Here is a 14,759-nt window from a genome sequence, read left to right as displayed (position 1 = left end):
TGATTCCGACCACGCGTTCTAATTTGTCCTCGATTGACTTCAGCCACTGCGGGGGCCGCACTCCGTCGACAAACAATCGCGTATAACCCGCATTTAACGGCAAAGACGTCTTTTGTTTTTGAAGCGACCCTAATCGGGCAAGCGGGCGTCGATGCCATGAAGGGGACGCGACCTTCCCGCACTCCCGCCGGACGCCGCCGGCCGAGCCCACCTCGGCGGGCAGCCCGCCCGGCCGAAATGCCGCAGGCATCGATCCCCGCCGCTCGCGCGCGTACCCCCGCCGGGTCGACCGCCGCCCGCTGGCACCGCCGGTCCGTCACGCAGCGACATCGTCCCGCCCCTCGGGACGGGGTCGAACGTCCCGGCTCCGCGCCGCCCGACGCGGCCGCCCCGCCGCCGACACCCCCGCCCACCATCCCGCTCCCAGGACGAACGGCCCGCTCCGGCTGGGGTCGCGCCACGAGGGGCCCGGCCGCCGGGGCGGCAGATCCGCCGGACGCCGACGCGGCGCCGCCCGCGCGGATGCCACGCAGCGCCACCGTCGCCGGAGGCCGGGCGCGGGCCGGCTCCGGCAGGACCGGCGCCCCTCCGCACCGCGGCACGGGGAGCGCCCCCTTGGGGTCAACGGGGCCGCACAGCCCTTTCCACCCAATTGTCGGCAAGCCCCGAAAACGGCATCAACCGACCGGAGAAACGCTCACGTATCACTTTGTGAATTCACCCGGCGACGGTCCGCTGTCAGTTCCGCCGACGCGCCCGGCGTCGCCCGAAGGCACCAAACCGATGTTTGCCTATCCTTTACAACCTTCGGCTTGCCGCCCAATTGCCGGACTGCCATACTCCCAGCATGCACGGCGGTCGATAGCGGGGGGATGCGTCCGGACGGGCCCTAGAATTGTCGAAGGTGCTGGTAGAGCCCTGGTCCGGGAGCATCAGCCAGTCAAGCTAATCGATGGCCCGCCGCGAACGCGTGACGGCCGTCTATATTCGCCAATACGGGAATGGGTCGAAAATTGCCGGTCTCCGATTTCGTCAGGCTCGATGGCAGACCAGGGAAGGTGGCGGGCCCCGTGACGGCTGGCCCCGCGCGCCTTCCGAGGCCACGCCCATGGAGCTGAGCGAACGGTCCCACCAGCTCGACCTCCTGGCCCGCCGGCTCGGCGACCTGGGCACCCCCGCCGGTCCGCCCGCCGACGCCCGGCCGGTGATCGCGCTGACCGGCCCCGTCGGCGCCGGCAAGACCACCCTGTTGCAGGCCTTCGCCCGGCGGGCCGCCGACGCCGACGCCCGCTTCCTCGGGGCGAGCGCCTCCCGGGCCGAACGTGCCGTCCCGCTGGAGGTCGTCCGCCAACTCGTCCGGGCGGCTCCGCCGGACGACGCCCGCGCCCGCCTCGAACGGCTGCTCGACCGGGGCGCCCTCAGCTGGCCCGACCTCGACGACGACCAGGAGGGGGCGGCCCGCACCATCGCGGCGATCGGCGGCGCCCTGCTGGAGCTGGCCGCCCGGGGTCCCCTGGTGATCGGGGTCGACGACGTCCACCACGCCGACGTGCCGTCGCTGCGCTGCCTGGACTACGTGGCCCGGCGCATCCCCGGCCTGCCCGTGCTGATCGTGCTGACCGAGGCGCCCCGCACCCGGCCGTGGCACCCCGAGGTCTACGCCGAGCTGCTGCAACCCGCCCGGCTGCACCGGATCCGGATCCCCCTGCTCACCCCGGACGGGACCTACCAGACCCTGGCCGACCGGCTCGGCGTGCCGACGGCGCGCAGCGTCGCCGAGGAGGTGCACCGGATCAGCGGCGGGAACCCCCTGCTGGTGCAGGCGCTCGCCGACGACCACCTGACCGCCGCGCCGCGCGGCGCCGCCCGGCCGGAGGCCGGCGAGGCGTTCCGGGAGGCCGTGCTGAGCTGCCTCTACCGGTGCGAGCACCTGGTGCTCAAGGCCGCCCGGGCGCTCGCGGTGACCGACGAGCCGCTGCACGGCGCCCTGCTGCCGCAGCTCGTCGACGTACGCGCGGAGTCCGCCCTGCTCGCGATCGACGAGTCCACCAGCGCCGGCCTGATCACCGAGGGCGGCCTGCGGCACCCCGCCGTCGGACGGGCCGTGCTCGACGGGACCACCGCCGAGGAACGCGCCCGGCTGCACCGGCTCGCCGCCTGCCTGCTGCACGAGGACGGCGCGTCGCCGGTCCTGGTCGCCGGGCACCTGCTGCGCACCGACGAGCTGGCCGAGCCGTGGATGGCCCGGACCCTGCTCGACGCCGGTGAGCAGGCGCTGCTGGACGGCGAGGTGGACGCGGCCCTGCGGTTCCTGCGCCGCGCCAACCGGGACTGCGCCGACGAGTGCCTGCGGGCGCGCGCCCGCTCCGCCCTCGCCCGCGCCGAGTGGCGCCTCGACCCGCAGGCCGCGATGCCCCACCTCCAGGGGGTGGCCAGCGCCGTCCGGGCCGGGCACCTGGGCAGCACGCAGGCCGCCGGGCCGATCCAGTACCTGCTCTGGCACGGCCAGATCGACAAGGCCGTCGAGCTGGTCCAGCACCTGGGCGAGCGCGCCGACAGCAGCGACCCGCGCTCCGCCGCCGAGCTGCTGGTCACCAAGGGCTGGATGGCCACCCTCTACCCCGGGGTGACGATCGACCACACGGCCCCCGCCCCGGCCCGGCGGGACCCGCTGACCGTCGCGAAGGTGAAGCAGCGGCTCCAGGGCGTGACCATGCTGGCCTCCGTGCTGGAGCGGGGCGACGGCGGTGCCGTCGAGGAGGCCGACCGGGTGCTGTCCACCATCGGGCTGGACGACGAGCGGGACATGTGGACCGCCATCTGCGCCCTGATCACCATGATCTACGCCGACCGGCTGGACCTCGCCGGCGACTGGTGCGGCCGGCTGGGCCGCAGCGCCACCGTCAGCCGGCATCCCACCCCGGCGGCGATGCTGACCGCCCTCGACGCCGCGATCGCCGGCCGGCGCGGCGACCTGCCCCGGGCGCAGAAGCTGGCCGACACCGCGCTGACCCAGCTCTCCCCGAAGGGCTGGGGCGTGGTGATCGGCATACCGCTGGCCATCCGGCTGCGGGCCCTGACGTTCCTGGGTGAACTCGACGCGGCGGCGGCCTGCCTCCAGGTTCCCGTGCCCCAGGTGCTCTTCGAGACCCCGTTCGGGCTGCACTACCTGCACGCCCGGGGGCTGCACGCGCTGGCCGCCGGCAGCCCGGAAAGCGCCCTGGCCGACTTCCAGCTCTGCGGGCAGCTGATGACGGCCTGGCGGCTGGACCTGCCGGCACTCATCCCGTGGCGCACCGAGTCGGCCCGGGCCCTGCTGCAGATCGGCCGCCGGCAGCAGGCCGAGAAGCTGGTCCGGGAGGAACTGGGCCGGCTGCGGCCCGGCCACGTGCGGTACCGGGCCGCCGCGCTGCGGGTGCTGGCGGCGGCGCAGGACGGGCCGGACCCGATCCCGCACCTGCGCGGCTCCGTGCGGCTGCTGCGCCAGTGCGGCGACCGGATGGAGCTCGCGCACAGCCTCACCGACCTGGGCCACGCCTACCAGCAGGCGGGCGACCTGCGGCAGGCCCGCAAGGCGGCACGGGCCGCCCGGACGCTGGCCCAGGAGTGCGGCCTGCCGCTGCTGCGGCCGGCCGCCGGCACCGCCCGGGGCGGACCGGTCGGCGCCGACCCCGACGTGGCGGTGCTGGTGGAGGGGCTCAGCGACACCGAGTCGCGGGTGGCCACCCTGGCCGCGCAGGGCCACACCAACCGGGAGATCGCCGAGAAGCTGTTCCTGACGGTCAGCGCGATCGAGCAGCGGCTGACGCGCATCTACCGCAAGCTCGACGTCGACTCGCGCCGGCAGTTGGCCGTACGGCTGCGGTTGGACCGGCCCGGCGCGCTGCCGGCGGAACGCCTGGGCGCGCCCCGCACGCCCCCCGGCCGCGACGACGACGCCCGGCGCTGACCCCCGCCGCACCCACCGTCCCGCCGACCCGCCGACCGCCCGAACGCAGACGTCCGGCCGCCGGACGTCCCGCCGTCGTGCCCTGGTGGAGGTGCGCCGGGACCCGAGCGTGTGACACCATCACCCCGCCGTGTCGACACCCGCCGTACGTCCCGTCGACACGTGCCGCCGCCCGGCCGTCGCCGACCCCCCTTACGGCGTCGCTGGCAACCCCTAACGGCCACCCGGATCCGCAGGTTTGCGCGCCAAACGATGGGGTCTCGCGCCCGTTGTCGCACACCCGACCCGGTGCCAAACTCGCCTGGACATCCGGATCGCTCGCTGGGGAGCGCGGTCCGGTCAGGGGACAGTTCAGGTCCACCCGGCATGGCGGCCCGGTGCGCTCCACCCCTACCCGGTGCGACGGGTGGGTGTGGTGGAGGGGCGGCTGTCCGGCTTGGGGGGGCGGTGTCGGTCAGCGCCGGTGTTCCCGGCCCGGCACCGCGTACGAGAAGGGCTGACACGAGTGGTGCTGGTGCAGCGGGAGGAACAACTGGACCGGCTCCGGAGGGCGTTCGACGCCTGCGCGGAGCACCAACGCGGACACGTCGCGCTCGTGACGGGCGCGGTGGGCAGCGGCAAGACGAGTCTGTTGGAGACGTTCAGCGAGTGGGCCGCGGCCGCCGGGGGGCGGGTGCTCGGCGCGGCCGGGTCGCGGGCGGAACGCGGGCTCCATCTCGGAGTCCTGGGGCAGCTGTTCCACAGTGCAAGGCTGGAGCAGCAGGCGGCCACCCGGATCGAGAACCTGATGCGGGACGCCGCCTTCGCCGTGCCCCTGCCGGAGCCCGGCGGGGACGCGGCCGACGGGGCGGCCGCCGGCGACCGGGTCTGGGCGCCCCTGCTGCACGGCCTGTTCACGGCCCTGCTCGACCTCGCCGACGCCGGGCCGCTGGTCCTCGCCGTCGACGACGTGCACCACGCCGACCCGGCGTCGCTGCACTGCCTGCTCTACGTCACCCGCCGACTGCGGCACGCCCGGATCATGGTGGTGCTCGCCGAGGCGTCGACGCTGCGCCCGCCGCACCCGCTGTTCCGCGCCGAGCTGCTCAGCCAGCCGTACTTCTCGCGGATCAACCTGCCGCCGTTGACCGTCGATGGGATCGCCCGGCTGGTCGACGCCGACGGCGGGACCGCCGCCGCCCGGGAGACGGCCGAACGGTGCCTCAGCATGACCGGCGGCAACCCGCTGCTCACCCGCGCCCTCATCGACGAGCGGGCCCCCGGCGGGGCGGCCGACGAGCGGGGGGCCGACCCGACCGGCGGCGACCCGTTCGACCAGGCCGTCCTCGGCTGCCTCTACCGGCACGAGCCCGGGGTACGGCGCGTCGCGCAGGCCCTCGCCGTGCTGAACCGCCCCGTCCCGGCCGAGCTGCTCGGCCACGTCCTCGACGTGGTGCCCGAGTCGGCCGCCCCGGCGGTGCGGGTGCTGCGCACCTCCGGGCTGATGGACTCCGACCAGCTGCGCCACCCCCGCATCCTGCGGTCCATCCTGACCGACATGTCCCCCGAGGAGCGTCGCGGCCTGCACCAGCGGGTCGCCGAGGTGCTGCACGAGCACGGCGCGGAGCCGGGCGCGGTGGCCGAGCACCTGGTCGCCGCCGCGTGGGCGGACGCCCCCTGGGTGGTGCCCGTGCTCTCCGACGCCGCCGCGCAGGCCCTGGCGTCGGGCCGGCCCGACGTGGCCGCGGCGTGCCTGCGCCTGGTCGCCCGCGCCGACGTCGACGAGCGCCAGCGCACCGCCGCCACCGCGATGCTGGTCAACGCCCGCTGGCAGGTCAACCCGCTCGCCGTCAACGGGCACCTGACCGAGCTGGTGGAGACCGCGCGGGCCACCGGCTGGTCCACCGGGGCCGCCCTGTCCACCGTGCCGTTCCTGCTCTGGCAGGGGCGGGCGGAGGAGGCCACCGAGGCCGTCAGCGGCATCTCCGGAGACGACGACCCCGGCTCCGCCGCCGGCCACGCCGGCCGGCTGCGGGCCATGCAGCTGCTGGTCTCCCTCTCCCACCCCGACCAGCTGGCCTCCGTGCGGGAGACGCCGAGCACGTGGAGCCGGGCGGCGACCGCGCCGACGTCGATCAGCCCCCAGTTGCAGGCCGTCACGGTGCTCGGCACGGCGCTGCTGCCGAACGCCGACAACGACACCGTGGCCACCGCCGAGCAGCTGCTGCAACGGCACCACACCGACGACGGGGCGTTGGGGCTGCTCACCGCCCCGCTGCTCGCGCTGCTCTGGTCGGGCCGCTGCGACCGGGTCGTGGCCTGGGCCGAGATCCTGCTCAACCGGCCGGCGGTCCGGCACGCCCCGGTGTGGCGGGCCGTCGTGCGGGCGGTCCGCGCCGAGGCCGCGCTGCGGCTGGGCGACCTGCCGGGCGCGGAGCACCACGCCCGCGCGGCGCTGGAGGACATCCCCGCCCCTGCGTGGGGGGTGGCCATCGCCGGGCCGCTGGCCACGCTGATCGCCTGCGCGACCGAGGCGGGCCGGTTCGCCGAGGCCGACCGGTGGCTGGCCCACCCCGTCCCGGCCGGCATGTTCCGCACCCCGCTGGGCGTGCACTACCTGGCCGCCCGGGGCCGGCACCACCTGGCCATGGGCCGGCCGCACGCGGCGACCGCCGACCTGCGCCGCTGCGGGGAGCTGATGCGCGGCTGGGGCATCGACGTGGCCGGGCTGGTGCCGTGGCGGCTGGAGCTGGCCCGGGTGCAGCTCAGCGTCGGCAACAAGACCCACGCCACCCAGCTCCTGCAGGAGCAGCTGCGCGTCGCACACGGGGTCGACGACCGGACCCGGGGGCGGTCGCTGCGACTGCTCGCCACCACCGCCGCCCCGGACCACCGGCGCAAGCTGCTCGGCGAGGCGGTCAACCTGCTCCAGGGCTGCGGCGACCGGCTGGAGCTGGTGCGGGCCCTCGGCGACACCGGCCAGAGCCTGCAGCGGGCCGGCGACTCGGCGCGCGCCCGGCTGCTGGTGCGCCGGGCCTACCAGCTGGCCCAGGACTGCGGGGCGTCGGTGCTGGCCCAGCGGCTGATCCGGCGCGACGCGGGCGGCGGGCTGCCGGCGTACCCGGCCGGGGCCGAGGCGCACGAGCCGGACGACGGGCTCAGCGAGGCCGAGCGCCGGGTCGCCGCGCTGGCCGCCCAGGGGCACACCAACCGGCAGATCTCCAGCAAGCTGTTCATCACCGTCAGCACCGTGGAGCAGCACCTCACCCGGGTCTACCGGAAGCTGGACGTCAAGCGGCGCACCGACCTGCCGGCCCGGCTCGTCGCCTACGCGGAGCCGCTGGCCGAGGAGCCGCAGGGCGCGGCGTCCTGACCGACGACGCAGGGGGCGGCGCGGTGGGTGACCACCGCGCCGCCCCCTTTCGCGTACGGGGGAAGGGCCTCAGCCGGCGGCGGGCGCGACGGCGCGACGCGACGCCGCCGCCTCGTCGCGGTGACGCAGCACCAGGTCGGCGGCGGCGCTGACCCCGCCGGCCTGGCGCAGCCGGCGGCTCCACAGCGCCGCTCGGTCCCGGAAGGTCCGCTCGGTCAGCAGCCGGCGCAGCTTCGCCACGATGTCGTCGACGTCGAGGGTGTCGTCGTGCTCGACGGCCAGGGCGACGCCCGCGTCGACGACCCGGACCGCGCCGTCGTGGCAGTCGAACCAGAACGGCAGCACGAGTTGCGGCACGCCGAACCAGGCCGCCTCGTGGATCGCGTTGGCGGCGGCGTGGTTGAAGAAGACCCGCACGTGCGGGTGGGCCAGCACCTCCACCTGCGACGGCAGCCACGACTCGACGCGCAGGTTCGCCGGCAGCTCGGCGGCCGGCGGCAGGTGCCGCTGCCGGTCGGCGGGGAGCTTCCACAGCACGTGGTGGTCGGGGCCGAGCCGGGCGGCGACGTCGACGAGCGCGGCCACCTGGGCGGCGGTCGGGCGCATGATGGTGCCGAACCCGACGTAGACCACCGACTCGTGGGCGTCGAGCCAGCCGCGCAGCTCCGCGCCGTCGGCGCTCGGCACGATCTCGGTGGGCACCATCGAGCCGACCGTGCGCAGCGTCGCCGGCGCGGTGGCGAAGGGATATTCCAACCCGAAGACCGTGTACGCCAGCAGCGCCCGCGCCGCCTGCGCGTACAGCGAGGGCCGCAGCTCCACGTTGGGGATCCCGGCGGCCCTGCGGCGCTGGGCGGCGGCGGTGTTGCGGGCCAGCCGCTGCGGCTCCATCAGGGTCTTCAGCAGCGCCTCACGGTGGCGGCCGTTGGCGGCCTGCTGGCTCGGGCTCATGTGCAGCGGCAGCCCCGACAGCGGCATCGGGTACGTCGGCGGCAGGCTGTCCTGGAGGAAGTTCGACGGCGGCACCGACACGCTGATCACGAACGGCACGCCCCGGACGGTCATCGCGTCCATCCCGAACGAGGCGAACGAGTCGACCACGGCCAGCGCCGGGGCCACCTCGTCGACCAGGGTCAGGCAGCGCTCGTACAGCTCGTGCAGGTAGTCGTAGTCGACGGAGGTGTCGACGTACGTCGCGAAGTTCTCCACCCGGCTGCCGGCGGACATCCGCCGGTGGGTCTCGTCGTCCCAGTGCTCGGGGCGCACCGCCAGGCGGGCCGGCCCGAGCGACAGGAAGGTCAGCTCCCCGCCGCCGGGCAGGCCCTCGACGTCGGCCCGCCGCTCGTCGGTGCAGGCGAAGAACACCCGGCGCGTCCCCCGGCGCCTCAGCTCGCCGGCCAGGGTGAGCAGCGGGTTGAACAGCCCGGAGCTGCCCGAGGTGACGATCAGCAGCGGGCTCTCGTCGGCCGTCATCGCGCCGGCCGCCTGAGTCGTCATCGCGCCGGCCGCCTCAGTCCATCGCCCGGCGCATGAAGCCGCGGATGCCGATGGCGCTGAACAGCACGAACACCCCGGCCAGCACGATCAGGTCCAGCCATAGCGGCACCGACTGCACCCCGGGCGGGGCGACCAGCGACCGGGTGGCCTCGCTGACGTAGGTGAGCGGGTTGAGGGCGCAGATCACCTGGAACCAGGGCAGCTGGTCCAGGGCGCGCAGCGGGAACTGAGTGGCGCCGGTGAACATCAGCGGGGTCATCGTCACGGTGAACATGATCTGGATGCGGTGCGGCGGAACGAGCGTGCCGAACGTCAGGCCCATGGCCGCGCCGACCATCGCCCCGGCGGTGAGCACCCCGAGCACCGGCAGCAGCGTCGACAGCGGCCACGTGACGCCGAGCATCAGCATGCCGATGGGGATCAGCACCACGCCGGCGATGACGCCCCGGATCGCCCCGAAGACGATCTTCTCGAACGCGACCAGCGGGATCGCCATCGGCGACAGCAGCCGGTCCTCGATCTCGCGGGTGAAGGAGAAGTCCATCACCATCGGCAGGGCGGTGTTCTCCAGGCCGATGAGGAACGCGTTGAGCGCGATGACGCCGGGCAGCAGCACGTTGGCGAAGTCGTTGCTGGCGTAGCCGAGGCTGGTGAGGACCTTGCCGAAGATCAGCAGCATGAACAGCGGCTGGAGGAACACCTGGGCGAAGAATGCGCCCAGTTCCCGGCTGGTGACGAACATGTCGCGCCAGAGCACCGCCCGGAAGGTGGCGAGCTGGTCCAGCCCGCGCACCGGCGCGGCCGGCGCCACGGCGGTCGACGGGGTGGCGGGTGCGGTGACGCTCACCGAAGTTCCCTTCCGGTCAGGTGGATGAAGACGTCTTCGAGGCTCGGCTGGCCGATGCTGAGGTCGCGGACCTCGCAGCGCAGGTCGGTGAGGATCTTCAGCGCCATCGGCACGGCGTTGGCCGGCGCGGTGCCGGTGTAGAGGCGGAACGACAACGTGGCGTCCGGGTCGGCGGGGGCGTCCGGCACCGGCATCGGCGGCATCCCGGGGAACATCGGCATCCCGCCGGGCGGGCCGCCGGCGCGCAGCCGCTCGACGCGCTCCACGTCGGCGACGTTGCCCAGCGCCGCCTGCACGTCCTCGGCGGGGGCGCCGGCGGCCACCACCAGGGTCAGCGTGCTGCTGCCCGGCAGGGTGCGGGTGAGCGCCGCCGGGGTGTCCAGGGTGAGCAGCTTGCCGTGGTCGACGATGCCGACCCGGTCGCAGAGCTTCTCCGCCTCGTCCATGTCGTGGGTGGTCACCACGACGGTCACGCCGGCCTGCTTCAGCTCGGCGATCCGGTCGTGCACGAACAGCCGCGACTGCGGGTCGAGGCCGCCGGACGGCTCGTCGAGGAAGAGCACCTTCGGCGCGTGCATCAGCGCCCGCGCGATCATCGTGCGCTGCGCCAGGCCGCCGGAGAGGAAGTCCGTGCGGGCGTTCGCGAAGTCCTTCAGGCCCATCTGCTCCAGCAGCTCGTCGGCCCGCTTCGTGCGCACCGACCGGGACACCCGGTGGTACGCCGAGTGGAACAGCAGGTTCTGCCGGACGGTCAGCGCCCGGTCCAGGTTGACCCGCTGCGGCACCACCGCCAGCAGTTGCCGGGCCGCGGCCGGCGAGCGGACGACGTCCGCCCCGCACACGACCGCCCGCCCCGAGGTGGCCCGCACCCGGGTCGTCAGCACCCCGATCGTCGTGGTCTTGCCCGCGCCGTTCGGCCCGAGCAGACCGAAGACCTCACCGGCGGCGACGGAGAAGCTCAGCCCGTCCACCGCCGGCGGCATGTTGGGCTGGTAGCGCTTGACCAGCTCCTCGACCACCACTGCCTCGTCCACGTCGCCATGCTCCCGTCCTGGTCCCTGCTGGGACAGATGTCAATCGCTTCGTTAGGGGGTGCTAGGGGCAGGCCAGGGGCGGTGTCACAGGCCCCGGTCGGCCAGCCACCGCTGCACGGTGGCGGCCAGGTCGGGGCCCCGCTCGCCGACCATGGTGAAGTGGTCACCGTCGGCGTCCACCGCCTCGTGCGGGTACGGCCACCGCGACCGCCACCCGTCGGGTTCGCCGTGCCACTGCCCCAGCGGCCGGGTGGCCCGCACCAGCAGCGTCGCCGAGTCCATCGGGGCGGGCTGCCAGGTGAGGAACAGCGGCAGGTAGCCGGCCCAGGCGGTGGTGCGGTAGTCGTCCATCGGCGTGTACGCGCTGTCCCGCTCGACCATCCCGTCGAGCAGTTGCCCCGTCCAGCCGCCGAGCACCTCGCTGTCGGCCGGGTAGGTGTCCATCAGCACCACCGCGGCGGGCGGCCGGCCCTGCCGTTCCAGCTCCCGGGCGAGCACGTTGGCGACCATCGCGCCGCCGGAGTGTCCGGCGAGGACGAACGGGCCGCCGCCGACCGTCCGCAGCACCGTGTCGGCGTGCACCCGCAGCAGCGCGTCCAGGTCGGCGGGGAGTTCCTCGCCGACGGCGAAGCCGGGGTTGGGCAGCGCCCACACGTCGCGGTGGCCCCGGAAGCCGGCGGCGACGCGGGCGTACTCGTGCGGGCCGGAGAGCAGCGACATGGTGCAACAGAACACGATCGGGGCCGCGCCGGTGCCGCCCTCGGCGAGCCGCAGGATCGCCGCCGGGCGGCTGAGCTGGCCGGGCTCGGTGAAGCTGGGGCGGAACTGGGCGAGCTTGACCAGCAGCTCGGCGTATCCGGCGGCGTCCTCGCGGGCCTTGGGCTCGCGGAACAGTCCGCCGAGGATGCCGCCGGCCCCCTCCGGCGTGCCGTCGCCGGCCGCCGCGTCGCCGGCCGCGCCGAGCAGCTGGCCGAGCAGGTGCCGGGCCAGCGCCGTCGGGGTGGGGTGGTCGAACAGCAGGGTGGCCGACAGCTCCGCCCCGGTCTCCTGGCGCAGCGCGTCGCGCAGCTCCAGCGCGGTCAGCGAGTCGAAGCCCAGCTCCAGGAAGTCCCGGTCGGCCTCGATCGCCCCGGGCGAGGCGTGCCCGAGCACGGTCGCCACGTGGGCCCGGACCAGGTCGAGCAGGATCCGGTGCCGGTCGCCGACCGCGCTCGCGACGAGCCGGTCCCGCAGCAGCCGCGCCGGGTCGACGACCGGCTCGCCGGCCGGCGTCTCCTCGGCGGCGTCGGACGCCGGTCGGGGCGCGAGGTGCAGCACCGGCGGCTCCGGCCAGTACCGCTCGTGGTGGAACGCGTAGGTGGGCAGGTCCACCCGGGCGGCGTCGGTGCCGGCGAAGGGCGCGGCCCAGTCGACGCCCGCCCCGCGCAGGTCGACGGCGGCGAGCGCGGCGAGCAGGGTGGCCGCCTCCGGCTGGTCCCGGCGGCCGACGGGCGCGAACGCCGCCGCGTCGGCGTCCGGCAGGCACTCCCGGCCCAGGGCGGTGAGCGCGCCGTCGGGGCCCAGCTCCAGGAAGGTGCCGGCCCCGGCGGCGGCGAGGGTGGCCAGGCCGGCGTGGAAGCGGACGGTGTCCCGGACGTGGTCGACCCAGTAGCCGGGGTCGGTGGCCTCGGCGGCGCTCAGCGGGGCCCCGGTGCGGTCGGAGACCAGCGGCACGGCCGGCGGATGCCAGGTGACCTTCTCGGCGACCACCCGGAAGTCGGCCAGCATCGCGTCCATCCGGGCGGAGTGGAAGGCGTGGCTGACCCGCAGCGGGCGGGTCCGGTGGCCCTGCGCGGCGAGCCGTTCGCCGGCCGCCGCCACCGCGTCGGCGTCGCCGGAGAGCACCACCGACGCGGGGCCGTTCACGGCGGCCAGGGCGACCCGGCCGTCGAGCAGCGGGGCCACCTCGGCCTCGGACGCCCGCACCGCCAGCATCGCCCCGCCGTCGGGCAGGGCCTGCATGAGCCGGCCCCGGGCGGCCACCAGCGCGGCGGCGTCGGCCAGCGACAGCACCCCGGCGACGTGCGCGGCGGCCAGCCCGCCGACGGAGTGCCCGAGGAGCTGCTGCGGGCGCAGCCCCCACGCGGTGACCAGCCGGTACGCGGCCACCTCGTACGCGAACAGCGCCGGCTGGGTGAACTCGGTGCGGTCCAGCAGGGCCGCCTCGGGGGTGCCCGGCGCGGCGAAGACGACCTCGCGCAGCGGGCGGGGCAGGTGCCGGTCGAGTTCGGCGGCCACCTCGTCGAACGCGGCGGCGAAGACGGGGAACCGGCGGTGCAGCTCCGCGCCCATGCCAGGGCGCTGCGCGCCCTGCCCGGTGAACAGGAAGGCGAGCTTGCCGGCGGGGCGGGCCACGCCGCGTACCACGTGGGGGGCCGGCCGGTCCTCGGCGACGGCGCGCAGGCCGGCGCGCAGCGCGTCGGCGTCGTCGCCGGTGACGGCGGCCCGGTGCGGCAGGGCGGCCCGGGTGGTGACCAGCGAGTACGCCACGTCGGCCGGGGCCAGGTCGGGGTGGGCGGCGAGGTGGTCGAGCAGCCGGCGGGCCTGCCCGGCGAGGGCCGGGGCGGAGCGGGCGGAGACGATCCACGGCACCGGCGGGGCGGGCGGCCCGGCCGGCCGGGTGGGCTCGGCGTCGGCGGGGTCGGCCTGCTCGACGATGGTGTGCGCGTTGGTGCCGCTGACCCCGAACGCGGACACCCCGGCGCGGCGGGGCCGGCCGGTGTCCGGCCACGGGGTGGTCTCGGTCAGCAGGGTCACCGCCCCGGCGGACCAGTCGACGTGCGGGGTGGGCTCGTCGACGTGCAGGGTGGGCGGCAGCACCCCGTGCCGCATGGCGAGCACCATCTTGATCACCCCGGCGACGCCGGCTGCGGCCTGGGTGTGGCCGATGTTGGACTTCACCGAGCCGAGCAGCAGCGGCGCGGCGTCGCCCCGATCCTTGCCGTACGTGGCGAGCAGCGCCTGCGCCTCGATCGGGTCGCCGAGGGTGGTGCCGGTGCCGTGCGCCTCGACGACGTCGACGTCGGCGGCGGTGAGCCCGGCGTTGGCGAGGGCCTGGCGGATGACCCGGCGCTGCGAGGGGCCGTTGGGGGCGGTGAGGCCGCTGCTGGCCCCGTCCTGGTTGACGGCGCTGCCCCGGATCACGGCGAGGACCCGGTGGCCGTTGCGGCGGGCGTCGGAGAGCCGCTCGACGAGCAGCATGCCGACGCCCTCGGACCAGCCGGTGCCGTCGGCGGCGGCGGCGAACGACTTGCACCGCCCGTCGGTGGACAGGCCCCGCTGGCGGGAGAACTCCACGAAGACCGTCGGGGTGGCCATCACCGACACCCCGCCGGCCAGGGCGAGGGTGCACTCGCCGAGCCGCAGCGCCTGGCAGGCCAGGTGCAGCGCCACCAGCGACGACGAGCAGGCCGTGTCGACGGTGATGGCCGGGCCCTCCAGGCCGAGGGCGTACGAGATGCGGCCGCTGGCCACGGCGGCGGCGCTGCCGGTGCCGAGGTAGCCCTCGACGCCGCCGCCGACCCCGGACAGCAGGGCCGCGTAGTCGCCCTGGCTGCTGGTGGCCGCGTACACGCCGGTGGGCGCGCCGCGCAGCGTCGTCGGGTCGATCCCGGCCCGCTCGAACGTCTCCCACGCGGCCTCCAGCAGCAGCCGCTGCTGCGGGTCCATGGCGAGGGCCTCGCGGGGGCTGATGCCGAAGAACGCGGCGTCGAAGTCCCCGGCGTCGTAGAGGAACCCGCCGTCGCGCACGTACGAGGTGCCCCGGCTGGCCGGGTCGGCGTCGTAGAGCGCGTCCATGTTCCAGCCCCGGTCGCCGGGGAACGGGGCCATGGCGTCGGTGCCGGCGGCGACGAGGTCCCACAGCCGCTCCGGCGAGTCGACCCCGCCGGGGAACCGGCAGCTCATCCCGATGATCGCCACCGGTTCGCCGAGCGTGGCGGCGAGCTGCTGGTTCTGCTGGCGCAGCTTCTGGTTGTCGAGCAGGGACGCGCGCAGCGCGCTGACGACCTCGTCCAGCGAGACGCTCATTCGGGGCTCCTT

6 protein-coding genes are annotated in these 14,759 nt (G+C 75.5%); 2 read left to right on the top strand and 4 right to left on the bottom strand.

Going from position 1 to position 14,759, the window contains the following annotated elements; all coding sequences use genetic code 11:
- The first annotated feature begins 1,108 nt into the window (after positions 1-1,108).
- Complete coding sequence (locus tag TK50_RS11470) at positions 1,109-3,949, top strand: AAA family ATPase (RefSeq protein ID WP_082106254.1); 2,841 nt, start codon at positions 1,109-1,111, stop codon at positions 3,947-3,949.
- Positions 3,950-4,454: 505 nt separating this feature from the next.
- Positions 4,455-7,301 (top strand): helix-turn-helix transcriptional regulator, encoded by a 2,847-nt coding sequence (locus TK50_RS11465; RefSeq protein WP_241773972.1) that lies wholly within the window; start codon positions 4,455-4,457, stop codon positions 7,299-7,301.
- Positions 7,302-7,370: 69 nt separating this feature from the next.
- Here the strand turns inward: TK50_RS11465 and TK50_RS11460 are convergent, their stop codons facing one another.
- The 4 genes from TK50_RS11460 to TK50_RS11445 all read right to left on the bottom strand — a co-directional run bounded on the left by TK50_RS11460 (position 7,371) and on the right by TK50_RS11445 (position 14,747).
- Complete coding sequence (locus TK50_RS11460) at positions 7,371-8,798, bottom strand: glycosyltransferase (protein WP_082106253.1); 1,428 nt, start codon at positions 8,796-8,798, stop codon at positions 7,371-7,373.
- Between the two features lie 13 nt (positions 8,799-8,811).
- Positions 8,812-9,645: an ABC transporter permease gene (locus tag TK50_RS11455; protein WP_043962725.1), complete on the bottom strand. Its 834-nt coding sequence runs from the start codon at positions 9,643-9,645 to the stop codon at positions 8,812-8,814.
- Positions 9,642-10,679, bottom strand: coding sequence for an ABC transporter ATP-binding protein (locus TK50_RS11450; protein ID WP_043962724.1), 1,038 nt, complete (start codon positions 10,677-10,679; stop codon positions 9,642-9,644). The genes TK50_RS11455 and TK50_RS11450 overlap by 4 nt, the downstream gene beginning before the upstream one ends.
- Before the next feature lie 84 nt (positions 10,680-10,763).
- Positions 10,764-14,747 (bottom strand): type I polyketide synthase, encoded by a 3,984-nt coding sequence (locus tag TK50_RS11445; RefSeq protein ID WP_043962723.1) that lies wholly within the window; start codon positions 14,745-14,747, stop codon positions 10,764-10,766.
- Between the last annotated feature and the right edge of the window lie 12 nt (positions 14,748-14,759).

Source organism: Micromonospora haikouensis (assembly GCF_000876225.1).
In the GTDB taxonomy this organism is placed as follows: domain Bacteria; phylum Actinomycetota; class Actinomycetes; order Mycobacteriales; family Micromonosporaceae; genus Micromonospora; species Micromonospora haikouensis.
This window is presented reverse-complemented; position numbering and strand designations above follow the sequence as displayed.